The organism is Streptomyces sp. RLB3-17, from assembly GCF_007113425.2.
GTDB classification, from domain to species: domain Bacteria; phylum Actinomycetota; class Actinomycetes; order Streptomycetales; family Streptomycetaceae; genus Streptomyces; species Streptomyces mirabilis_D.
In genome coordinates this window covers 4607430-4631415 of record NZ_CP041610.2, presented here as the reverse complement: position 1 = coordinate 4631415, position 23986 = coordinate 4607430, and the positions used below count along the sequence as shown (strand labels likewise).

Sequence of the window (23986 nt, the reverse complement as noted above, 5' to 3'; positions counted from 1 at the left end):
CGACGCGATCACGGCCCACTGAGCGCAAGTCGCCCCAGGGGCGGGGGAGTCATGAAGCAAGTCGCGGAACTTCCGGCGTGCCGCCCCAAGGCGCCGCCTCCGCTGGAAGCCGCCCTCCGAACCAGCAAACCAGAACGGTTGATCACTGAGGCTTTCCCGCCGGAGATCATTTCCAGTTGCCGTTGAGGACAAGGGCGGCCCGCGCTAGGTCGCCAATCCGGCTCGGGCTGAGCGTGAAGCGCTCGAGTGCGCGCCAGCGTTCCTTGCGCTCGGCGGCGGTGCGCTCGCCCAGTGCGCGCAGGTCTCTGAGTGGGACCTGGCCATGCGCCCGGATCGCAATACCGGGCAGATGCGCTCCCAAGCGAACGGCCGGAGGGAGTAGCGCTGTGGGCGCTACGAGCGGAAGGCACGTTCTCGCCCTGGCTGCCAGTTGCTCTGTCGGGCCGGGGCCGTCGGCAGCCATTGCGCGAACAGTCCCTGGCCAGGCATGATGCCCCGCGTCATTCGTGCGGCAGGGGTGGAACAGCTGTGAACCAGGAAGCTCGCAATGGCGGAGCGGAATCGTCGGAAATGGTCGGCCGAGTCCGCTATCGGGCTTCGTGGCAGCAGTCCCTGCCACTGGGCCTGATCCTCGGCGCCGTCGTGCTGATGCAGTTGTCGAACCCCTTGCTGTGGGCGCACCAGCGGCCCGGGCTGCCCGGCCCGCCGTTCGAGTCGTGGGTCCTGGCCGTGGTGCTGCCGTTCTTCGTCACGCTCGAACTGTGGGTGCTGAGCCGCTACGTCGGGGTAACCCTGACCCCTGAGGCGGTCGTCGTCCACAACCTGCGCCGCCGGACCATCCCGTGGACCAACGTGGCCGAGGTCGCGGTCGAGCCGTTCACCGGCGGACGGCGGGTGGTCCTCTACGAGACGGATGGACGCCGCACCCCGCTACGAATGCCCAGCTCCGGTTTCCTGTCCCGCGACCGCCGGTTTGACGACAAGGTCGCGACCATCCGAAGCTGGTGGCTTGCCAACGGCGGCGCGGCCCAGGTCGAAGACACGGCTGGTGAACTCGGCGCCTGGGGGCATACCCACGGCCAGCTGCCCGAGCGACTGAGTATGCGACCTGCGCCAAGCCGGTCGGTGCCCACGGCCCTGCTGCTCGGCTGGCTTGCGGCTGATGCGGTGATGGCGGGGTTCGCCGAGGGGCCCGGCGCTGATCACCCGACGCTCCTCGGCCGCACGCTCGGCGCACTCGTCGCGATTTCGCTGCTGCTGGGCGCGGGCTTCCTGAGCTTCGGCAGAGGCGTCATCCTCACTGCCGACCACCTGGTCATACGAGGGCTGCGGTCCCGAACCGTTCCCTGGGACGAGATTCAAGGGATCGCCGTCGAGCGCCACCGCGGCGGGCGCAGGCTAGTCATCCTTGAAGCGAGCAGTCGCCGAACGCCCTTGCCAGTACCGCGTGTCGGACGCGTGCTCTGGGACTCGGAGTTCGAAGCCAAGAGCGAAACGCTACGTCACTGGTGGCGCACCCGCGCGGAGATGGGCACGACCCCGACCGAAGCGGCGCTCCAACCCTCGGACCAACCACCGCTCCTTCCCTACCGCGGACCGCGTCTGTGGCAGAAGGGAGTGTTGGCCCTGGCCTGCATCGTCCTCGGCTACGAGATCCTCCTGTCAGTTCTAGTCGGAACTCTGTTCCTCACCGTCGGTCAGTGAGTAAACCTCACTCACTCCCGATAAACGGGCGGCGCCTTCCTGTACGTATGCCCGGTGGGACTCGTCCAACTGGCAATCCCGGTATGCGGATCCCGTGTCACCCTCCACCCGGGATGGTGGGTCTTCAGCCGATGATGCCGCCGACACAACGGCTGAAGATTGTCGGGAACGGTCAATCCACCCGCTTCAGGACGCTCGTGATCGAACGGCTCGACGTGATCGACATCGCAGCGATGCGCAGGCATCCGACAACTGGGAAAGGCGCAGTACTGATCGCGGGCAATGACCTGCCGCTCGGCATCAGCTGTGGGCCGGTAGGTGGTCGGATCGACCTTCACGAGCAGCCCACTGCCAGGATCGGTGATGAGCCTCCGCCAGATCGTCCCCGAAGCAAAGGCGATCTCACGTGCCTGCCCCGCGGTGATCGGCCCGTACCCCTTCAGCTCCGCAGGCCCGTCCTCGGCCCCCACCAGAACATCAAGAGGCACCGTGACCTGCACGACCGCAGCAGCCCGCCCCCGTACCGGACTCGCGCAATCTCCCACCACACCGTTCCGGTTGACCACAAGGTCGTACAACGCGTCGGTACGCTTCTGCGCCAGAGTCCGCCCGTCATTGTCGAACGTGGCCGCATGCGCATCGACGGCCTGTCCCATCTCGGCAGCCTGCTCAGCAGGCAGGACGGCGCCGAAGAGAGCCATTCCATCCTCTCGCGGATAAAGGACAGTCTCCCGATCCGTCTTGCGCCGCCGATGCCGCTCCTCAGCCCCGTCCGGATCGGCCTTATGAATCTGCCGACGCAACAAGGCCCGCGTCTGCCCGACGGCCAACTCTGGCATCTTCGCGATCACGACGGCCTCAACCTGCCCAGCCGTCTCCGGCTCGAGAACCGCACACAATTCCGTGACGGCCTCAGCCTGCAGATAGGAGATCTCCCCACGCTTCAGTAATTCCAGAGTCGCGGGATACCGAGCGCACAGCTGCTGCGCCGCATCGAGCCGCCGCGAAGCGGTGCCGCCGGCCAGCCGCAAGGCACAAGCCACTTCATCGCTCGCGGCGTCCCACTCCCGCAACAGCCGAGCATCGAAGCCCTCACCGGCTGCGGCAGCATCGGCTCCAGAATCCGCGTACTCCCCAATCGCCGCCAGCACCTCGACCTGCATCCCCTGCATCCAGGCAAGATGCCTCTCGAACACAGCCAGGGCATCAATCCGTCCCCGCGCCGAAAGCCGCTCACCGGCCAACTCGACCAGCAGCCCCAGGGTCTCCACCGAAGGTGCGCACGACCGCAATTCAGAGATCCACTCGTCTGGCACCGCAGACGACACATCGACTTCGGACTCCACCGCAACAGCCACCGCGCTCACCCCCGTCCCCCATGAGAGCGCCGAACCTCACCCACCCACCAACGGTCCGACCCCTCCATTATCGCTTACGCAGAGTGATATCCCCAGCTCATTGCCGCATTTCATCCGTCAGAATGATCCACCCCGGAACCGGGAACTCCGCCTGTCGCCGGCCAGCCCAGGCAGCACACCATCCCAGCCAGCGCCACACCGAGATGGCGAGCGTTCCGGTCCACCGCACCCACGATCCGGAAGCCGCCAAACCAACCCGGCGTGCGCGGAAGGCCATAAGCGTTCCCCAAGCCGCAGACTTCCGGCACCCGGCAACGCGGAGAAACCCCACCCCCGCTTCCCCCGCCGACCCTTTTCGGGCCGCCCGGCAAAGAGCACTCCGCGGTGGAGGGGCGAGAGTCAAGAGTGGAGCGAAGCGTAATCGGCGTAGCCGACGCCCGAAGGGCGCTCTTGACGCTCGCCCCGGAACCGCCACACTCAGCAAAACCGGGCGGCCTTGGGTGCCTTGATACCTACGTCACGTGAGTCGACGTGATCGTCGCCGGGGGCGACGGATCAGTGAGCTCCTTCAGTGTGGCCACTGATCGGGTGGAGGCGTCGGTGTCCGCAACGCACGAGCTCCCGCACTGTTGGGAGAGGTGTTCGATGTCTCAGCCCACCGACACAGGCACCCAGTTGGATTTCTGTCCTGCCGCACTCGACCTGCCCCACGCCCTGGCCGCGTGGGTCACCATGCTCATCGTCACCCGCGAGGGTGACCACCGCTGCAAAGCTCCCGCCGCACCGGCGGGCCCCGGTCGGCCTGGTGTACCTGCGCCGACATGGCACCCTCGCGTAGATCGCCGCCGGCTTCGGCCTCTCCGTCGGCGAGCGCACGCGCGCTGAGGTACTCGAATGCCAGCCCACGGCGATGTAGTCCTCGCGGCTTCTCCATGAAGAGTCGAGGCAGAAGGCCGTCCTGACCACGCGGTGCCTACTTCTCTTCGGTCGGAGCTCAGATTTTGGGTTCGACGGGGAAAGGCAGTTTGTCAGCCCAGCTGGCGAGAGACGCGGCCGCGATTTCACGGGCTTCACCATCCGCAGCTGTTTCCGCGAGCAGGGTTCGTTCGGCGTTGGGAAGGGCGAGCTGGCGATAGAACTGAAGATCTTCGAACCCGTTCACGGCAACGTCGTGGCTGTTGGCGGCGTAAACGAGGCGGGGGATACGGGCCCAGTAGCAGGCGACCAGACACATGGGGCAGGGCTCGCTGCTGGCGTACATCACGGCGTCTTCCATGAGGTGGCGCCCGAGTTCTGCACCGGCGGCGCGGAGAGCCATGACTTCGGCGTGGGCGGTGGGATCCCGGAGTTCGACGACCGAGCTGGTGCCTGTGGCGATGACTTTCCCGTCGATGACGACGAGAGCGCCGAAGGGGGTTTTGCCTTCGTCTTCGAGGGCGTGCCGGGAGAGCTCGATGGCTTGGGCCAGGAAGGCCTGGTCGTCTTGGCTCTGAGGAACGTAAGGCACCTGATCTCCAATTGTGCGGTGGGCCGATTGCGGGCGCGCGCTTACATGTAGATGGAGGGATCGGCGTCGCCGAAGGGGCCGTCGAGGTCCATGTCGTAGCCGGTGAGAGGAGTAGTGGCACCGGTGGTTTCGACGGTGTGCAGCACCAGTTCGGCTCGGTGCTGGTTGGTCCAGTCGCCGTTTTTCAGTAGTTCGACCATATCTGGGATGGGCGCGCGGGTCTGGTCTCCTCGGAGGATCAGGCGATGGACGCGGGGTGCAGGCGTGCTGCCGGAGCAGAGCAGGACGCCTGCGGCGGACAGACGATGGTGCCATTCGCCGAAGGCCCGATCGACGGCAGTCGATCGGTGGACGGTTGCCGGTGCGAGGGGGAGGCTGTGCAGGATGATTCGAGTGATGGTGAGCCGGCCGCCGCGGCGCAGCTGGGCGGTCATGAGTGCCTGGTCGACTTCGTTCCGGAAGGCCGTGAGGTCAGGGCGGAGCCAGGCCTGGTCGCACTGCACGATCACCGCGGCCGACACCTCTGATGCCTCAAGATCGGCCAGACGTTCGCGCCAGGTGGTCACATCTATGACGGAGTCGGTCATGTTCCCTCCTGGGTGTGGGCGCCGATCAATTGCAGAACCTTCAGGCCGACGGTGATGGCCTCCACGGGGTCTGATTCCACAGCAGCGCCCGGCAGGATGCGGGCAGCGAGGCGAGCGGCGGCCGTCAGAGCCGGGGAAGGGAGTGAGGCGAGGAAGGTCCGCAACTCCGTGTCGTCGTCTCCGGGGACCAGTGGGGCGAGGCGGCAGGCGATGGCCAGAATCATCGCGGCCGGGCGTTGATTCGGTTCCACGAGCGGGGCGGGTACACGGTATGTGTTGCTGCCGCGTGCCCTGAGTATCTCAGCGGCGGGCGAACCGGGAGCGTCGGCGCGGGAGACGAGACGCAGGAGTGCTTCGCGGCCTTGCACGGCGGTGGCGAAGTAGCGATGGGTGGCGAAGGTACGCAGATAAGCCCCCAATAACTGGTGATCGGGGGTGAACTCGGGACGCACCAGCTCCGGCGGGTGCGGCAGGCGGGTGTCGCGCAGAGTGGCGAGCGCGGTCACGGTGACCAGCGCCCAGAAGTGGTCGTACTCCTCTGGCGAACCGAAGGCCGCCCGGGAGGCCACGGCTTCGGGCGTGGAAAAGGCGTCCGTGTCGCCGTAAAGGGCCTGGCGCAGTTGGGTGAGGATGGAGGCGCCGTCCCAGTAGTTCCCCATGAACTTGGAACCGGTGAGGATCTCGTACGCGCCGTACAGAGCGCTGGCCTGGTGAGCGCCATGGAATTCGGTGAAATCGCCGCTCCACAGGAGCACTTGGAGCGGCTTGGTGAAAATGGTGCCGAGCTCGTCCCGCGCAGTGGCCGACTTGGGGTCGGGGTCGACGCAGCGCAGGATCTTCAGGCGAGCGTCGGTGGTGAGGGCGACGAGTTCACGGGCAGCCCGGTTGGAAGCCACGCCGCGTACCGACATCAGTAGCGCGGTGTTGGCGAGCCAGGCCAGGTAGCGGCTGAGCGCACCCAGAGGCGGAGCGGGGTCGGGCAGCCGGCGGCAGTGGCGGATGACCGAGTCGATCAGTGCGTGGGCGCAAGCGCTGACCTGAACAGGGTCGGCGCCGCCGGCCAGGGTGGCGCGTGAAAAACGATGCAGGACGTCGAGGTGGACGGTGATGGCGTCCTCGGCGGCAGCCGGCGGTACCTCCGCCTCCACTAGTTGGTCGACCAGGTTCCGGATCGCGGTGGGGTCGTTGCTGGTGCCTGCCTGACTGACGGTGCCCAGGTAGGAGTTGATGACGGGGTCGTTCTCGAGCTCGTAGAAGAAGGAGCTGAAGCCCGTCCTCTGGCGGGCCAAAGCCCCGGCCAGGGTCCGGCGCAGCAGCCGATTACGGCCGTCGATGCTGGCCAGGCCGAAGAGCTGTATGAAGGAGAAGATCCCGAAGATGTTGGCCAGCAGGAACAGAAGCGCGCCGTAGGTGGCGCTGGCGGCGTTGTCGCCGAGGAGTCCGCAGGCCGTGAACAAGGCCGCGAACCAGCCGATGAGCACCCATTCCCTGAAGGCGATGTGGCTGTCGATCGCCCGTAACGAGGGCCAGGAGCTGGCCGCGGAGAACGTGAGCGCGAAGATGACCGCCTCACCGGTCAGCAGCGTGGCGAAGAAGGCAATGCTGAACTGGGTGGCATCCACGATGTCGTCATGGCTTTGTGGATGGTGGAGTGCGACCAGGCCGAGCGCCACGGCGCACACGAACAGTGCCAACTGTCTCCACGTCTGCACCGCTGCCCCGTTCGACTCCGGACCTCACCAGCGGCGCTCAACTCTTGCAGAGAACAGTGATGTTGCCAACAGGGAGTCCGGGCCCGGGTGCGGTGACGGCCGGAAGGCGCCTGATCGCTACAGGGGCTCTGCGGCTCCGCCCGAGAGAGCTACGGGCGGGGAGATGCTGTCCTTCGAGTCATCCCACCGATGCCGTAAGAAACCTGTGCCATGCCCCGGCCGACACCGTGACATGAGGGCCGCCCGGCACTTTGGAATCCCTCACCAGCACACCTGCGGGTACGAAGGCGGCCTCCACGCACTCTCCGCCGGCACCATTGCTGTAAGACGAGGTGAACCATGCCGGACGGCCGGGGTTCGTGGGCTCTGCAACGCTCACTGTGCGTATTCCTTCAGGACGGACTTGATCAGTTGGGTGGAACGCTGAGGACTCAAGGCCGCGGCTCGTAGCCCGTCGAACGCCCTGGTGTACTCACGAACATGATGCTCTCCCTCCAGATAGACGGCATCGGTGATGCCGTCCCGGTACACCAGGTCCGGTGCTTCCTGTGCTGGGAAGCCCAGCATGGTGAAGGAACCCGAAGCTGGATAGGTGCCCGAGTCGAACGGCAGGACCTGCAGGGTCACAGTCGGCAACTCGGCTGAATCCAAGACGCGTTCAAGCTGGTCTCGCATCAGTGCCCGATCTCCGATGATGTGGCGCAGTGCGGCCTCGTTCACGATGAACCAGGCATCCGGGGCATCGGCTTGCGACAGCATGGTCTGGCGCTCCGCGCGCACCCGTACGGCCCTGTCGATGTCCTCCGCGGACATGTGGGCGCCGGTCGTGTGGAGTTCGCGGATGTATGGCTCGATCTGCATCAAGCCCGGGATCAACTCGCACTGGTACTGGCGAAAAGTGGACGCGTCCTGCTCCAGGCCGATGTAGATGCTGAACCACTCGGGCACACCGGCTCCGTGCACTTGCCACCAGCCGCGCGTATTGGCCTGCCGGGCCAGTGACTTGAGGAATTCGCGAAGTTCGTCGGCGGTGGCGTAGAAGCGGCACAGCGCGTCGATGTCGGACGGCTGGACCCGGCCGGTCCCCGTCTCCATCCGGTTCACCTTGGACCCACTCCAGTCCAGGGCCTCGCCGACCTGCGCGCAGGTCAGTGAGCTCCTCTCGCGGAGCTTCTTCAGCTCGATCGAGAGACGGCGGCGGCGTGCCGTCGGTGAACCAGCCATCTCAACCATCCCTTGAATAGTGGGTGTTCAGTCTCGCGCCAAGGTCCGTGCCTGCCAATCACTCGGAAGTGGGAATCCCGTCCTGCACATTGCACGCCGGGATGTGCTCGCGTCACTCTGGTTCACGACGCAACTCACCGTGAGGGTGTGTGACGCTCCGCTGATCATGTGGAGATGGCATGCGACGAGAGGGGTCTTCGTGATTCAGGAAGCGTGTATGTCACGGAAGCCGTGGGACCTGGACTTCACCGCGGAACCCGAGGAAGTGGCTGCCTTGCGCCGCCTCATGCGGCTGCACCTGGGGGTGTGGGGCCTGCACGAGGTCACCGACGCGGCCCAGCTCTGTGTGAGTGAGCTGGTGTCCAACATCATCACGCACGTCGGCACGGGCACCCCGGCGACGCTCGCGGTCTCGATGAACGGCGTTCATCTGCGCATCGAAGTCCATGACCCCGACACGCGCGCCCTACCCACGCTCCTCGACGCGAATGTCGAGTCCGAGTCCGGGCGGGGCATGGCCCTCATCGACGCGGTCGCCGCACGGTGGGGTGTCCAGCTCCGCCCCGACAGGAAGGTTACGTGGTGCGAGCTGGCGACGGGTCTCGCATCGCCGAACGGTCATGCGGAGGGCCCCGGGGTGCTGCGGGCCGAGGCCTTGCTGGGGCTGTGCGCGAATGCGAGACCGCCCCGACTGTCCGGGGCGGGAAGACTGGGGAGGGTTGTGGCCGAGGAGTCGGTGATCACGGTCATCACGGACTTCCTTCACTGGCTTCGGGCGCACGGCTGTGACGTGGACGATGTCTTGGACCGCGCCCAGTCCCGCTATGACGCCGAACTGAACGGCCCGGTGTGCTAATTGGCCCGAAGGTCGAGCTCCCGACGCAGGAGCGCAGCGCCAAGGTCCGAGGAAAGCCACCTGTGCGGCCGCAATGGTGGGAACCGGCAACGGAATGTCAGCTCCGCGCCGGTGCCGGGTCCCATCGGGATGGTGCATGGCCGGCGAACGGCCCGGATCTCAGCCGGACACTATGTTCGCGAAGAAGCCGAGATGAGGATCTTCCGGGGTGCCGACGAGCAGCGCGCGGTCCAACAGGATGTTGTTGTGTTCGCAGCTCGTCTCCGGGAGCATCACGCAGGCGTGGCAGGCCGCCAGGTTGATTCCGCCGGCGCCGGACGCCTCGGTCTCCATGCAGAGCGGGTCCGAGGAACACCACTCGGCACGGCGGACGGCCGAACGGACCGTGCGATCGAGAATCTCCGGCTCACCTTGAGCGACCAGACCACCCAGACTGCCCGCGGAGTCGCTCGTCGCCGTGTAGATGAGTACCCCGGCCATGTCGTCGGCGGCGTACAGGCGCTCGCGCAGGGACGCGGCCGGGTACCCCGCCTCCAGGCTCCACTCGTTGATGAGGACGTGGGCCAGGGTGTGCAGCAGCACCATGCGCGGGGTGGCGGGGGAGGGGACGACCCGGCTCGGGTCGTCGGCCCGTTGCTCCAGCACCCGCTGGTGGGCGGTACGCATCCGTTCGATCCGGGCCGCCACCGCCGGGGCCTTCTCCCAGGCGTCCAGTCGGTTCTCGTCCAGGCGGAGGAAGACTCCCTCGCCCCGCACCTCCATGGCCGGGAGCCAGCGCAGGGGGCGTTCGGACAGTGGCATCTCCTTGGAGTCGGTCGTCGACTCGGCGTCGATGAGTCGGGTGAACGCCTTCAGGGCGCGCACCTCGCGAAGCTTCTTGACCAGCATCGGGCCGGTGACGCCGAGTGGATCGAGCACGCCCTGGTCGCCCAGTGGGGTCTCGCAGACGAACTGTTCGTCGCGGGTGTGCTCGCTCTCGTCGTTGCCCGAGCGAAGACGCTCGTACTCCTTGTTGCGCAGGGCGCGGTAGCGGTGGTCGAAGGTGGGAGCCGCCTCACCATCGGGGTCCTCCTCGAGCTCTGCGTCGAGCAGCGCCATCACCTCGTCCAGCGGTACAGGACATTTTCCCTTGAAAACACCTTTGAGGTAGATCTCGACATGCTCGCGCTCGTCGTACTCACGAAGCGCGTCCCAGTGTTCGGCGAGCGGATCCGCTCGGCCGTCGCTCCACGGTGGGATGGAGAGCGCCGACTTCAGCACCGGCTGCCATACCGCCGAAGAGCCACGCTGCAATGTGCGCAGGGGAAGTCCACACTCCTGAGCGGGGGCAGCGGCACCGAGCCATGGACGGGGGCCTCGGCACTTGAGGCCCAGGTCCTTGAGCGCGTTCCTGCGGAAGGATCCCTCCATCGAGACCTCTGGAGCTTGCCCACAGGTGCAGGAGACCAGGATGGAGCGGAGCGAGGAAGTGTGCCCGGACGTGCGCAGCTTGAGCTTTCCCCCGCACTGTGCCGCCGGCGAGGCACCACGGTCTTTGGAGCGGTGAACCCACTGCCAGTACGGAAACTCGCCGAGGTGTCCGGCCTCGCACGCGACGACGAAACGGGAGGGGACCAGGTCGACCTCACACGTGCCGCAGACGCTTCTACCGGCGGGCGGGTTGAAGTCGCGGTGCCGCTGCAGGTCGTTGCACTCCGGGCAGGAATGCATCAAGGGGAACCGCCGGACCCGGAGACCGTCCCTGCTGGTGTCGTCAGAAGCGGGCGGCAGCCGGAAGTAGTCGACGTCGAGCAGCCGGGCCAAGCGCCGTTCGTGGATCCGTGGGGACTCGTCACGACTCCAGCTCTGCTCGGCCTCGTCGAGCCCCGAGACGATGAAGGACTCATGGTCGACGGCGATGAGCGACCCGACGCCGTACGTAGTGATCGCCTGGGCGCGGCGGACCGCGCCGCGCCGCGGAAGGTTGTGGGCGGGGGCAGCGCCGTTCGTGCCGGTCCGGCGGCGGCGGGCGGGAGGCGGGGTCATCGGGTTCCCTCCATGAACAGGGCGGACTCGGCGTCGACGTCGCGCAGGCTCCACAACGTGGACCATGCCTGGACATCCTCGGACTCGTCGTCGTACGCCTTCAGGAGCGAAGGGGTACGACGGCCCCTTTGAGGTTCGAACAGCAGGCCGCTCTGGATGTCGGCTTCCTTGCACCACCACTCGACGAACTCGTCGAAGGCCCGGGACACGGCGTCGGTCTCCTCCGGGGTGACCGCCTCGACGCGTTCCAGGAGGATCGACTTGATGCGGCCCCGGAGCACGTGTTCATAGGACTCGACCTGGCCGGCGCCCTCGTTGGGTCGGGCGGCGGGGATCATGATGCGGGCGAGGGCGACGATCACCGCGTGCAGGCCCCGGTCACGGGCGCGGGCGGAGAACGGAGTGACAGAGGTGGACTCGACCTCGCGGTACAGGGCCGAGTGGAAGTGCTGGAAGCTCTCGTAGTGGGAACGGTCCCGGGACCGTGTCGAGTTGAGCATGACCGTGACCAGGCCGGGGTGCGCGCGGCCGACGCGGCTGGTCGCCTGGATGTACTCGGCGGTCGTCTGTGGCTGACCCATCACGGCCATGAGGCCGAGGCGATCCACGTCGACGCCGACCGCGATCATGTTGGTGGCCAGGAGGACGTCCACGGTGTCCTCGTCGGGCAGCCGCTTCTCGATGCCCTTGAGGCGGGTGGGGATCTCGCTGGCGTCGATACGGCTCGTCAGTTCCGAGTTGTTGGCGACCGAGCGGACCTCCACCCCCTCGCGCTCGGCAAGCAGCTCCAGATAGGCCACCACGTCGTCATGGACCTGGAGTTCGGCCGCGGACAGCAGCCGGAGGCTGTTGAAGTAGCCGACGAGACTCCAGTACGCGTCGCGCACCTCTTCATCGGTCTGCGCCTGCTTGGCCCGATGCAGCAGGGTTGCGTACGTGCGGATCAGCAGGGTGGACTGGCTGGTGCCGGGGGCCAGGAGGCCGACGTAGCGGCGGCTCGCCTTCTCGTCGCGCGGTGTCTCCACGGCGAACCACGAGTCGCGGGCATCCAGACCGGCGGGCGGGAACTGCCGTACTTTGCGGGCGAAGAGGTGGCGTCCCTGGTCGGCGGCGCGACGGATGGTTGCTGTGGAGGCGATCACTTTGGGCTGGCCGGCGAGGGCGTCCACGGCGGTTTCGTACAGGCCGGTGAGGGTTCCCAACGGGCCTGAGATCAGATGCAGTTCGTCCTGGACGATCAGTTCCGGGGGCGGGGTGCCGTCCTCCGGGTCGTCGTCGCGGTTGAAAAGCGCGGAGGTCGCGGGACGCCATGGCATCGACGCGAACTTGTCGACGGTGGCGATCACCAGGGTCGGTCGCGCGTCATACACCGCCTCGTCGATCAGGTGGACGGGCAGGCCCTCCGCGAAGTCGCAGCCCGCGCCGGGGCAGCGGACGTGCATCCGCTTGGCGTCTTCGTCGACTTCGTAGTTCCGTGCGTCGAGGCGTGTCCCGCACCAGGGGCAGGCGTGCAACTGGACGGGATTCTCCGTGGCGAGGCGCTTGGCGAGGTTTTTCCGCAGTTCGTCGAGCTTCAGACCCGCCACGGCAAGCGTGTTGGGGGTGGCCGAACGTCCCACCCACATGCCGACGGAGAACTCCTCATGGCCCAACTCGGGCGTCCGGCGTCGCATGTGCTCCATGGCGCAGAGCAGAATCGCCGCCCGCTCGAACTGCTGGAGGGTGAGCAGCCGCAGCGTGTAGCGCATGAGGACGGTGACACCGCCACCGTCCGCACCCTTGCGGATGCGACGCAGGAACGACGTGAGGGCGATCAACCCGAGGTAGGCCTCTGTCTTGCCACCACCGGTGGGGAACCACAGCAGGTCGGACACCTGCCGATCGTCGTGCGCACGGTCGTCGATGCCGGCCAGGCAGAGCAGCAGGAACGCGATCTGGAAGGGGCGCCAGCGGCCGGCGGCCGGGGCGGGGGCGCCGACGCGTCCGTCCTTCACCCACTTGCTGCGGGCGCGCTGGTCCGCCATGGCGTGGTTCGCGAGGCGGAAAGCGCGCATGACATCGGGCTTGGTCCGCAGCAGCTCGATGCCTTCACGGATACGGTCGAGTGCCTCGCGGCAGGCGCTCACCTGGTCCCGTGCGGGCTTCTCGTGGATGGTGCCCGCCAGAGCGTCCGCCTCGTCCGACTTGCGGTCGATCCAGTGTTCGTACCCTGTGGCCAGCCCGTCCAGAGCGGCCAGGACCTCGGTATCGGACTGCTCGGCCAGCCCCAGCATCGACAGTGCCGAGCTGTCGATCTCCGGGTTGGAGTCGGTCAGCAGCACCTCTACCGTGGGCACGAACTGGCTTCGCACCTCGGGGACGGCGGGTGGTTCGGCTTCGGTCATACCGATCGGCTGGGGAGTCCAGTCCCACTCGGCGGCGCAGCCGTGGCCGACCGCGAAGGTCGGGGCGTGGCGGTGCAGCAACCGACTCGTGGCGATCTCTCGGTCGTGGGCGGCGGCCGGGGCAGGACGCTCGACGAACGCGGTGGAGCCGTCGGCGGCCCGGACCGTCAGGCCGCACTGGAACAGGGAGAAGGCGTCCTGGAGATCTCGCTCGCCGACTTTCTGCGTATTGATCAGAGTGACCGTGACCGTGACCGTGTCGGTGATCGGATCGAAGCGCCGGACGTTGACGTGCAACGAGGCTTCCGGGGCGAGCTTGAACGTCTTCTTCGGATCGGGAAGGGTGACGTCGATGTGCTGGTCGGGGAAGGAGAGTTCCTTGCGCCGCCACTGCTCCCGCTGGTCGGCGGTGGTACGGGCCTCGGCGCGGCGGGCCGGGACGGGCCTGCCGTCGGCGTCGGTGGGTTCGTAGACGGCCGCGCGGGCAGAGACCACGATCGAAGTACTGCTTCTGGTCGGGCGGACTGCGAAGGTGAGACCCATCGAGGAAGGACGCCTGTCTCCCGCAGCACCGACCTCCTGCGCGGTGCCGGACTCTTCGATGTCTTCGCGGGTGAGCACAGGGGCGGCGTCGAGGCCTTCCTGCTCGGCGGCATCCTCGTCCTTCCGTTCCTTCGCCGCCCTGTCCGCGGCACGCGGATACAGCACGCCGGTCAGGTAGCGGTCGATCGGCGCGTCCTGGGTGAGAACCTCGCCGCGATCGTCCGGCTCGGCTTCCTCGGCGGGGCCCAGGAGTTCACGGCGGAGCCCCACCAGGAGTTCCTCGTCCCGGACCCGGTAGTGCTCGGAGTGTGGGCCTGCCACCTGCGTCATGCGCACTGCTCCTCGTAGTCGTCGGCTCTCCGGAACCGGCCGATGCCGGTGATCCGCGGCGCGATCCACACGCCTCGCTCACCGAGTCCGGCGTTCGTGCCGGCGGCGGTGCTGCCGGTCACGGTCTCCAGGGTGTCGATCCGCAGGTCGTGGATCTCGTCGGGCCACCAAGGGTCCCAGGCGCGGTTCACCTTCTGTACCTGGAAAAGATCCTCGCGGAACCGCTGCGAGGCCTCCCCGATCTCCTTTCCGTCGTGCATCAGGGCGTACGGCGGGCTCTCGACCTCGCTCATCGGCAGGTCGTGGCGCTTGCGCAGCAGCACCTCCTGGCCGGGACGCACCTGTTCCAGGAGATACGCCTGGGTGGCGACAGCGTCGGTCTGATGGCCGGGTGGGTTGTCCCGGCACACGTCGCCCGCCTCGGCGACGATCCCGTACCTGTCGTACGACCGCCACGACCCGAGATAGCGACGGCCGTGGCGCTGACTCCCCGCCCGCTTGAAGTGCGGCAGTTGGGGAGGCGCCGCGTGATACAGGTCCTGGCGGGCGCGCGTCATCGCCACGTACAGGGCGCGGGCTTCGGCGGGAAGATCCAACTCGTCCTGGTATCGCTTGTGGAACTCGGCGAGGGTCGGTGGCGTCAGGACGATCACCCGGTCGAACTCCAGGCCCTTGGCCCGGTGCACCGTCGAGAGGACGATCCGGGAGGTCTCCGGGTCGGCCACTTCATCGGGGAACCTGCCGTCGGCGACAGCACGGCGCAGCCGGTCCAGATCGAGCACCCCACGACCCGCTCCTCGCGCGACCCGACGCAGCACAGTCCACAGGGCGGCGGCGTTCGGTTCGTATGGGAGAGGGATCTCCGAGAGGAGGGTGCTGAACCGGTCCTCGGTGAGGCCGGTCGCCTCCGTGCGGCGCAGCAGCTCGGCCACCCAGTACGGCACCGGACGCTCCTCCAGCGGGCGCCGCAGCCGGTGGTCGATGCCGTGCGCGTGCAGCAGGCCGGAGATCACGAGGGCCTGTTGGTTGTCACGGGTGAGGACGGCGCAGGTGTCGGAGAGGTCCCGCAGGCCGCCCAGAGTGAACTCGCCGTCGAGGTCGCCCAAGCCGTTCGCCGGATCCAAAAGAAGGTCACGCAGTTCGTCGTAGAGCCTCCCGGCCTCGTCCGGGTCGGTGACCTGCTGGAGAAGGGGGCCGTGCGCCAGGGCGACCCGGGCCTCGGCGGTGGTAGCGCGGAAGTTCTGGGTGAGACGCAGTTCCACGAGGTCGTCGGGGTAGGAGCAGCGCAGCCAGTCGAAGAACCGACCGGTCTCGTCGGCGCGTTCGCCCAGGTCCGCGATCTGGAAGCCGTACACGGACTGGGCGGCGTCGCCGACGACGGTAAAGCCGCAGCTGTCCTGGTACCGGTCGAGAAGTGTCTCCACCAGCTCGCGGCGCCCACCCAGCAGGTCCTGCACCTCGTCGATCACGACATGGGCGGGCGAGACCGCGTCGCCGATCTCCAGCGCGCCCTTCTCGATCGCGCGGGCCGCGGCGGCGATCCGCTCGTCGAAGCCGACCTCTCCCCACTCGCTGTCCGGATGCGCCTGGAGGAGCACCTCATAGGCCCACGCGTCGAACGTACGGGCACGTACCCGGTGGGCTCTTTCCCCGTGCCGGGAGATCCGTTCGCGCAGCTCTCGGGCGGCGGCTCGGGAGAAGGTGAGCACCAGGATCTCGGCCGCCTCCAGCGCCTGTTCGGGGTCCTCGTGACCGCACAGCGCGTCGAGTCGACGTACCAGGGTGTGGGTCTTTCCGGCACCGGCGCCCGCGGTGACCAGGACACGAGCGTCCCAAGGCTGCTCGACCACGGCCAGTTGCTCGTCGGTGAGCGGGGGGCTGTCCTGGTAGGCGTCGGTCACTTCCGGCTCCAGAGGTGCTCGAACTCATTGAAGGCGAGGTCGGTGTCGAAGTTGGTGATGTTGTCGCTGATGTTGAGGATCAGACAGCTTTCCTTGCCGCCGTTCCGTGGTCCGCGCAGGCCGCGACCGATCATCTGCTGGTACACGTTGGTGCTGAAGACCGGCCGGGCCACGACCACGGCACGAGTGGCCGGCGCGTCGAATCCCTGGGTGAGCACACCGTAGTTGGTGAGGACCCGGATACGTCCGCTTCGGAAGTTCTCGATGCGAGTACGACGGTCCTGCGCACTGGTCGTCGAGTCCACGGCGGCGGACCGGACACCCCGGTCGTTGAGCATGGCCGCCAGGTACTTGGCGTGGTCGACGGAGGTGGCGAAGAGCAACGTCGGCCAGTCGTCGGGCAGTTCGGCTACCGAGTCGACGATGCGTCGACTGCGCGCGTGGTCGTCGGCGAGCCGCTGTTCGGCGGAGCGGGAGAGCATGGCCATGCGATCGGCGTGCGTCTTCTCGTCCCGGGTGAGTTCGATACGGCCGCCCTCAAGGGTGCGGTGCTCGACCTGGGCGAGCATCCCCCAGTCCTGGAGATCGTGGTAGGGATCGCCCGACGGGAAGACCCCTTCGTCGAGTCGTCGATTGCCGAAGCGGCCGGCCAGACGGCGGGTCTCCTCCTCGTTGCGGTTACGGAACGGGGTGGCGGTCAGGCCGAGGAGATGCCGGCCGGTCTCGTACTGGGTGAGTCCCAACTGGCTCAGGATCTCGGTGTACCGCTTGGAGGTGGCGGTGTGCGCCTCGTCCACGATCACCAGCGCGGCCTCACGCAGCCAGGCGTACTGGTCGGTGCCCAGGCACCGTTCCAGCTTGGCGTCGGTGGCGACCACCAGGTGCGGGTGGTCGACGACGTTCCCGACCTCGTTGGTGCTCCACAGTCGGCTGATGGTGAGCGGGCGCTCGGCACCCACCTTGTTCCAGACGAATTTCCAGCTCTGGACAGCCTGTTCGCACAACTCCTCGGTCTGCGCGATCCACAGCAGCGGACCCTTGAGGTCGCCGACCCGCTTCACCCAACGGATTACGGCCTCGGCGGTGACCCGGGTCTTGCCCGCACCGGTCGGCAGGGAGAGCATGCCACGCTGCGGGGCCAGCCGGTCGAGCATCGTGGTGATGTTCCGTACCAGGTCCTCCTGGTACTCGTGGAGACTCGGGAAGTCCCGAGGGCCCTCGACGGTCTCGAACGCGGGCGGGGACGGAGTCCTCGAACCGGCGAACGCGACAGGCAGCCTCAGCTCCGAGACGAATGCGATGGCCGCCGACGAACCCCCGTACGAGACCGGAGCGTTGGGGAATCGCGCCTGGATGTCGCGCGCGTGCTGCTGGAGCACTCCGTCACCGTGCGCGTTGAACGCCATCTGTGCCACCCGGCGTCCGGACGCCTCCTCGCCGTGGGCTGCCTGCAGCTCGGCCTCCATCAGTCCCTCGGGGAGGCCGGCCCGGAGCGCGTCGGCACCGATCAGCAGCTCGATCTTGGCCACCACGTCCGCGGCCTCGCGTACTGCCTTCTGTGCCGCCCTCAGTTCGCTGTCACGAGCAATGCGATCCTGGTGCTCCAGGACGGCGCGACAACCGGCGGCGCCGAGGCCGAGGCCGAGTTCGCGGTCGATGAGACGCAGCATCGGCTCGGGCTCCAGAGGCACGCGGACCTTGACGGTGCCGTCTTGGCGCACGGCGTCCAAGGGGGAGGTGCGCGTGCCGTTCGGCGTACGGGTGACCTCCTCCAGTTCGCTGCATCGTTGCACCATGCTGTTCCGATGCCCGCTGTTCAGGCGCTGCCGCAGAGCGGGGAACAACTCGACCAGAGGCACGGGGTCACCCTCCGGTACTTCGCGGGTCTCCCGGCTGATCACGTCGGCGTAGCGGAGCATCCCCCACTTCTCGATCATCAGCTCGGCATCCTCGGCGGTCGGTACGAGGAGCGCAGGGAGCTGTTCGGCACGGAGCGCCCGGTACTGAGCCGCTCCGACGGCGATCGTGATCTCGTCGTCGGGACGGGTGCCCCAGACCTCGCCGATCCGGCAACGGGTCAGGGAGTCCTCGGGGAAGTCCGCGCCGAACCGGGTCAGCATCACGTACGTGGCGCCGACGAAGGAGTCGTCTTCGCTGTGGGTGACCTCGTCGAGAAGCGCGTCCCAACGGTCGGCGGGAACTTCGTCGACGGTGGTCGGGAGCCGTAGCCTGCGAGCCTTCTCGGGGGAGATGTCCGCGACCGGCAGTACGTCCCGGTAGCCGGCGAGCTGGGAGCCGACGGCCTCCTTCAGCGGCTTGATCCCCTGGGAGGTGGCCACCGTGCCGAACTTCCTCAGCATCCACCGGATCGGCGAGATCACCGCCTGGCGAGTACTGGTCTGCGCGCCGATCTGAAGCGTCCAGTTGTCCACCACGGCGTCGTCGGGCAACACCTTCAGGAAGGCGGCGCGTGATTCCTCGGAGAGAGCTCGGAAGAGGTGGAGCGGGCCACCGATCGCGGCGCCCTCGACCTTCATCCGGTTCAGCGTGGGGCGTGGGGCGCGACTGTCCAGGCCGCGCAGGTAGGCGGCGTGGACGGCCGCGCGATACTCCTCGAACCATGCCTCGTCCGCCCGGGGCTGCACCCCGCCGGACGGCCGTTCCCGCAGACCGACCTGGGGGAAGAACGGGGTGTCGTCGGAGTGGAACGCCATGTCGACGGCGATGCTCGGATCGCGCTTCGCGTCGACGACCGCACCCGGCAGCATGCAGTTCTCGACCGGCCGGAACCGGCCGTCGGCGGTCCGCACCCGGAGCGTCGAGCGCGCAGTGGGCACCCGCTCCAGGACCTTGTGGGCCAGGCGACGCACCCCCGCCTGACGGAACAGCTCCCAGAACCGCTCCCAGTCCGAGTCGCTGTAGTGATCGAAACCCTGGTCGAGGACGCTGACGAACCGGCCCTCGACATCGGCCTCGCGAATGCCCAGGATGTTGAGCGAGTGAGCCAGCGACGGATCCTCGGCCAGTTTGTCGACCACGTACACCAGTGCCTCGCGCAGCCCGCCCTGGTCGGCGCGGCGGAACACCTTGCCGTGTACGGGGGCGATGAGACCGTGCTCCTCGGTGAGCACGATGTGGGCCGTGCGGGCCTCCTCGGCGTAGGGGGAGTGGGCCTCGATCATGTCCGCGAGGATTCGGATGGCCACTGCAGATGCTTCGGGGGTCCCGCTCTCGACCAGGGCCTCCAGCCACTCACGGACGCCGGTCCGTTCGTGTCCGGCCGCGCCGATGATGTGTTCGACCTTGCCGGAACGGAGGGCGTCCGCCTCCGCGCTCGGGTGCAGCCAGTTCGAGGGGCGCCCGGGGCACTCGTTCCACATCCGCAGCCAACCGGACAGTTTCCTCAGGTCCCTGTCGAGCCGCGGGGGGATCCGGAGTTGCGTGGGGACGCGCAGGACGCCGTCCTGGTCGGGCAGCGAGGGGCGGTCCGTGGTGCGGGCCCAGACCTCCCTGGTCAGAAACTCGTCGGCCCAGCTGATCGCCTCCTTGACGCGGCCGGGCAGCAGGGGGAGGTAGGCGGCCGGGTCCTCGGCCGGTGCCAGGGCGGGGAGGGAGTCGACGACCAGCTTCGCCGACACCCTGATCATTTCTTGGTTGAAGGGGGAGGAGTCCAGCAGGTTCTGCCTGTCCTCGTTGGTCTTCCAGGCTCCGTTGAGAATGCCGCTCAGCGACATTTCGTACTTGGTCGGGAAGAAGGACCAGAATCTTCCGCGTCCGCGCGACCGCGGGCTGACGTACAGGCCGCTCTCCGGGTCCTTCTCCAGGGCCGGAACACCCCAGGCGAGGTCGAGCAGAAGCCGGTCGTGCAGCTCTCCGGCATCCGCCCGTGCACTCGGACCGGGCTCGTGGGTGGTGCTGAACACGCGCCACCGGTCGATGGCGGCGGCCTTTCCGGTCCGCTCCTCGACGACGGTGTGCAGGTCGCCGGTCTGCCGGGTGGTCAGCGTACGTCGGGCCACGGGCCGGGGCCGGCGGTCCTCCAGCACGACCTTCGCGACGTGCGGGGAGAACAGCTGGAAGCCCACCGGGAATTCCTCGCGGGGCTCGCCGTGGTCCTTGGCACGACCGCCGTGCATGTCCCTGCCCAGCCGGTCGTCGGCTCTGGGGAGCAGGGGCAGTCGAACGACGGTGGTGGCCCAGTCCAGCAGCTCGTTCAGGACATGATCGGCAGCGCGCTCGGCCTGCACGTCGAGAGGTCGGGCCATCCGCAGCACGGGGGCGTCGAAGTCCGGGCCGTAGCGCGCCGTCACGCCAGGTACGGCCTTGATCTGCTCGTACGACCAGGCACGGTCGAATCCGAAACTTCCCATGCTGCTGAAGAATTCAGGCGCGTCGGTTACCACGAGGACCGACTTGACGCCTACTCCGAAGCGTCCGATCTGCCCTCCACGCTTCTTCGACATACTCATTCGAAGAATTGTCTCCGCGCCCTCAGGGGTGACCGGATTACCCTCGTTCGCGCAGTACAAATGGGTGTCCGTGAGGATGATGTTAACCCGTCCACCCGACTCGTCGGCCATTTCGTCTGCCGCGTTCTGGACGAGCTCAAAGAGCTGGCGATCGCCGTATCCGCCCTGGGTGATCCGGCGCTCACCATTGGCGTGCTCGGCCACGAGACCGGGGTCCACCGCGTAAGTCTGCAGGACGCGTGAGGACTGTTCGAGAACGGTTTGGACTACGGAAGAGGACGAAGGCGGCACTGCTTTGCACTCCTGAGTTGTGAAAGTCCGAGTGAAATTTCAGCGATGGGGCCGGCCGCGCCGGCTTCGTCGAAGCCGGCGCGCGTGCCTGTCGTGGTGTGCTGGTGTATTGGCGGCGCAGTGCCTTCGGGGAGCGTGAAGGCGTTGGGGGGTTCGGGCCTGTCGAGGGACGGCTTGGGGCTGTGACCTGCCCCTTTGCTACCTCGCTCAGGTTGTGGGGAACTCGTCCGGCGGCAGGCCGGGAATCCTGCCGTCGGGAAAGTCCTTCTCGGACAGGTCGTAGTCCTGGAGAATCTTCATCACCTCGGCCTCGGTCTTGGCCGTGTTGATTGCCAGTTCGAATGAACTCATTTCCCGAGACGAAAACAAGAAGTCGTTGTATCCCTGCTCAATCATGAATGGCGCACCCCTATTCAGGTTGCACAGGGGTGAATTGGGCACACGTCCCCCGCGAAAATGGATGAAATCGATAGTGAATCCCCCATTGGGATTCTTGTTGGCTGAAGACATTAGTGGGTGTTGGCCCGGTGTCGCCAGCCCTTTCGTCGAAATGCTTCTGCGGTGGTGGAGTGGCGACTTGGTGTGTGCCTCGGTCTCCTGTTGCGGGGCTGAATTTGGGTGCACTTCTCCCCGGGTCGCCCAGTCTTCCCGATTTCGGGTTTCGTGAGCGAGATGGGGTCCCCATCGTCAACAACCGTATCGAGAGTCACCCGAAGGTGCAACCCCAACTCCCATTCATCCGGGGGGAGTTGGGGGCTCCAATTATGGAAGTGGCGCATAAGTGGAGAGACTTGGTCATTCGAGGCAACTTGGACACCGAGTCAAAGGGGTCCGAGCGATGAGGTCGATCAACTGTTGGTTGACGCTTCCGTGCGTGTCAAATTAACCTCGTGGTCCACAGCACACGATCTGCATGGACTCCGAGGAAGAGCAGGTGACGCGTGGAGACAGGTGAGGAGTTCGGGCCTTGGCTGGCCCGACAGCTCAAGCTCGCGGGGAAGACACAGGCTGAACTGGCCGACGAGCTCCAGCTGACTCGGGCCGCCGTGTCCGCGTGGATCACCGGCAGGTCGACTCCTCGCCCGACCGTCATGACGGACATCGCCAAGGCACTCGGCACGGACGTGGGTACGGTGCACACCCGCACCACCGACACCCAGGCCGGCCTCCCGGTCACCTGGTACCACCGTCCCGGCTACTCCGACGGTGGTCGTGACCTGGGCAATGCCGCTGCCTTCGCCTTCGATGCCGACGTGCAGGTCCTCGCCCGCGAGACCTGCCAGAACAGCCTGGACGAGCGCCTTACGGAGAACGGTCGTCCGGTCCGGGTCCGTTACACCCTGCACGAGCTCACCGGTGAGGCCCTGGACTCCTTTCGCGAGGCGATCCTCTGGAACGATCTCTTCCCGCACTACTCCGCCGTCTCGGAGGCCGCCGGTAATCAGAAGGTCGGTCGGGTCGTGGACGCCGGGGTGCGCGACATGTACGAGAAGGGCCGTCTGGTCCTGCTGCGTGTCGACGACTACAACGCTTCCGGGCTCATCGGCGACGACTACGCGGACGGCAAGTTCGCCGCCGTGGTCAGACGTCAACTGGAGAGCCTCAAGTCCGGCCCCGGCGCGGGTGGTTCGTACGGCCTGGGCAAGGCGACGCTGTGGGCCACCAGCGCACTCGGACTCGTACTCATCAACTCCACCCTCTCCGTGGCCCACGAGGGCCGTACCGAGCGACGGGTCATCGGCCGTCTGGAACTGCCCTGGCGTGAGGTGGGTGGCGAGTCGTACGCGGGCCCCGCATGGTTCGGGCGCCCCGACCCCGATTCACCTGGTGCCATGGTCGCCCGTTCATGGTGGGCGGACGAGGAGACGGTGGCACGCCTGCATCTGGCCAGAGAGAGCGACGAACCCGGTACGTCTTTCCTCATCGTCGGCGCGCACGACGTGGCCAGTCTGGAGGGGAACACGTCCGACGCCGATGACGAGTCGATCGGTGACGAGGAGGGCGACGAGGACACGCGTGACATCCGCAAGATGCACGGCCGTCTGGTAGAGGCACTGGGACGTGACTTCTGGGCTGCGATGACCGGCGGCGGCAGCAGGCTCCCCCTTCTGGAGGTCTCTGTCCGTGCTTTGCAGAACGGCAAGGAGGTCGTGCCGGAGAAGCAGGTGGACCCGTCCGTCGAGCAGCCCGCCCGGACTCGTGCCCTCAGGGCGCACTACGAGGGCACCACGGTGGATCGTCTCACCGAGGCCGGGCAGGTGGCGGCGCGGAGCGTGCCGCTGAAGCTGCCGCCCTCCGGCGGTGCTCATGGGACGCTCGGTACCCACCAGGCGGTCCTACTGGTCACCGAGGCCGAGGGGGACAGGGACGGCGACGGGGGAAAGAACCAGGTGCACTCGCTGCGCGGCAACCGCATGACCGTCAAGAGGACCGGGGTTCAGAGGCTGCCGCTCGGGACCAACCCCTTCCAGGCCGTTCTGCTGGTGGGTGAGGCAGCCGGGGAAGCGGCCCCCTTCGCGAAGGAGGCCGAGGAATTCCTGCGTGCGGCGGAACCGCCTGAGCACGACCGCTGGGGACAGACGGAGGAGCTGACGCTGCGCTGGTCCCCGTCCGCGTATCGGCGGATCAGCGCACTGAGCGCCGAGGTCAACAATGCGGTCAGGGAACTTGTCGCACGGCCGAAGCGCAGCAGCCGTGAGGGCGGGGAGGCCGTGCGCAAGGCGTTGACCGTGAGAACAAAGCCCAAGGCCAAGGCACCCGCCGGGCCCGTGGTTCCGGTGCTGGACGCGCTCGACGCGACGATCGGGGACGGCGGGGAGTGGCAGATCACCGCGGAGGTGAGCATCCCGCGTGGTGACGAGGTCGTCCCGATGGTGCCGGTCGCCCAGCTGGACGTGCGCTCCGGCGGCCGCCCGAAGCTGGACTGGGCGGAGCTCGTGGCCGTCGAGGGCTGTGAGGTGGAGGACGGGACGCTGCGCTTCACCCCCGGTGTGCGTCGCGCGAAGTTCCGAGGGTCCACGGATGTCACCAGTCACCCGGTCAGGACCACGCTCACCCGTCTCGTCCTCGAACTCCGTGCCGGCAAGGGGGAGTGA

At 67.3% G+C, this 23986-nt stretch carries 14 protein-coding genes and 1 pseudogene; 4 read left to right on the top strand and 11 right to left on the bottom strand.

What is annotated here, in order from left to right; translation table 11 throughout:
* The first annotated feature begins 528 nt into the window (after positions 1-528).
* The gene (locus FNV62_RS21110) at positions 529-1704 is read left to right on the top strand and encodes a hypothetical protein (RefSeq protein WP_144315527.1); all 1176 of its coding nucleotides are present in this window, start codon (positions 529-531) and stop codon (positions 1702-1704) included.
* An 11-nt stretch (positions 1705-1715) separates the two neighbouring features.
* Here FNV62_RS21110 and FNV62_RS21105 read toward each other — a convergent pair whose 3' ends face one another.
* Positions 1716-3071 carry an HNH endonuclease signature motif containing protein gene (locus FNV62_RS21105; protein WP_225900317.1) on the bottom strand — a complete coding sequence of 452 codons (1356 nt, stop codon included), beginning with the start codon at positions 3069-3071 and terminating at the stop codon, positions 1716-1718.
* A 636-nt stretch (positions 3072-3707) separates the two neighbouring features.
* Here FNV62_RS21105 and FNV62_RS21100 point away from each other — a divergent pair.
* Positions 3708-3897 (top strand): annotated as a pseudogene (locus FNV62_RS21100) (hypothetical protein); the annotation flags it as partial.
* Positions 3898-4056: 159 nt separating this feature from the next.
* On the opposite strand, the gene FNV62_RS21095 reads toward FNV62_RS21100, so the two are convergent.
* The 5 genes from FNV62_RS21095 to FNV62_RS21075 all read right to left on the bottom strand — a co-directional run bounded on the left by FNV62_RS21095 (position 4057) and on the right by FNV62_RS21075 (position 8092).
* Positions 4057-4569: a nucleoside deaminase gene (locus FNV62_RS21095; protein ID WP_164404876.1), complete on the bottom strand. Its 513-nt coding sequence runs from the start codon at positions 4567-4569 to the stop codon at positions 4057-4059.
* A gap of 41 nt (positions 4570-4610) precedes the next feature.
* Positions 4611-5156 carry a hypothetical protein gene (locus FNV62_RS21090; RefSeq protein ID WP_164404875.1) on the bottom strand — a complete coding sequence of 182 codons (546 nt, stop codon included), beginning with the start codon at positions 5154-5156 and terminating at the stop codon, positions 4611-4613.
* Positions 5153-6868 (bottom strand): hypothetical protein, encoded by a 1716-nt coding sequence (locus FNV62_RS21085; RefSeq protein WP_144315525.1) that lies wholly within the window; start codon positions 6866-6868, stop codon positions 5153-5155. Before FNV62_RS21085 ends, FNV62_RS21090 begins: the two co-directional genes overlap by 4 nt.
* Positions 6869-7046: 178 nt before the next feature.
* Positions 7047-7247, bottom strand: coding sequence for a DUF397 domain-containing protein (locus FNV62_RS21080; RefSeq protein ID WP_144315524.1), 201 nt, complete (start codon positions 7245-7247; stop codon positions 7047-7049).
* Positions 7244-8092, bottom strand: a complete 849-nt coding sequence (locus FNV62_RS21075) for a helix-turn-helix domain-containing protein (RefSeq protein WP_181360892.1) — start codon at positions 8090-8092, stop codon at positions 7244-7246. The genes FNV62_RS21080 and FNV62_RS21075 overlap by 4 nt, the downstream gene beginning before the upstream one ends.
* Positions 8093-8309: 217 nt before the next feature.
* On the opposite strand from FNV62_RS21075, the gene FNV62_RS21070 reads away from it, so the two are divergent.
* Entirely contained in the window at positions 8310-8948 is a 639-nt protein-coding gene (locus FNV62_RS21070) for an ATP-binding protein (protein WP_144315523.1), read from the top strand.
* A gap of 159 nt (positions 8949-9107) precedes the next feature.
* On the opposite strand, the gene drmB is transcribed toward FNV62_RS21070, so the two are convergent.
* The 5 genes from drmB to FNV62_RS21045 all read right to left on the bottom strand — a co-directional run bounded on the left by drmB (position 9108) and on the right by FNV62_RS21045 (position 21242).
* Entirely contained in the window at positions 9108-10973 is a 1866-nt protein-coding gene (gene drmB / locus FNV62_RS21065) for a DUF1998 domain-containing protein (protein ID WP_144315522.1), read from the bottom strand.
* Positions 10970-14230, bottom strand: coding sequence for a helicase-related protein (locus tag FNV62_RS21060; protein ID WP_144315521.1), 3261 nt, complete (start codon positions 14228-14230; stop codon positions 10970-10972). Before FNV62_RS21060 ends, drmB begins: the two co-directional genes overlap by 4 nt.
* Positions 14227-16131 (bottom strand): UvrD-helicase domain-containing protein, encoded by a 1905-nt coding sequence (locus FNV62_RS21055; protein ID WP_144315520.1) that lies wholly within the window; start codon positions 16129-16131, stop codon positions 14227-14229. The genes FNV62_RS21060 and FNV62_RS21055 overlap by 4 nt, the downstream gene beginning before the upstream one ends.
* The gene (locus FNV62_RS21050) at positions 16128-20891 is read right to left on the bottom strand and encodes a DEAD/DEAH box helicase (RefSeq protein WP_144315519.1); all 4764 of its coding nucleotides are present in this window, start codon (positions 20889-20891) and stop codon (positions 16128-16130) included. Before FNV62_RS21050 ends, FNV62_RS21055 begins: the two co-directional genes overlap by 4 nt.
* Positions 20892-21098: 207 nt before the next feature.
* The gene (locus tag FNV62_RS21045) at positions 21099-21242 is read right to left on the bottom strand and encodes a hypothetical protein (RefSeq protein WP_164657637.1); all 144 of its coding nucleotides are present in this window, start codon (positions 21240-21242) and stop codon (positions 21099-21101) included.
* A gap of 590 nt (positions 21243-21832) precedes the next feature.
* On the opposite strand from FNV62_RS21045, the gene FNV62_RS21040 reads away from it, so the two are divergent.
* Positions 21833-23986, top strand: coding sequence for a helix-turn-helix transcriptional regulator (locus tag FNV62_RS21040; RefSeq protein ID WP_143601768.1), 2154 nt, complete (start codon positions 21833-21835; stop codon positions 23984-23986).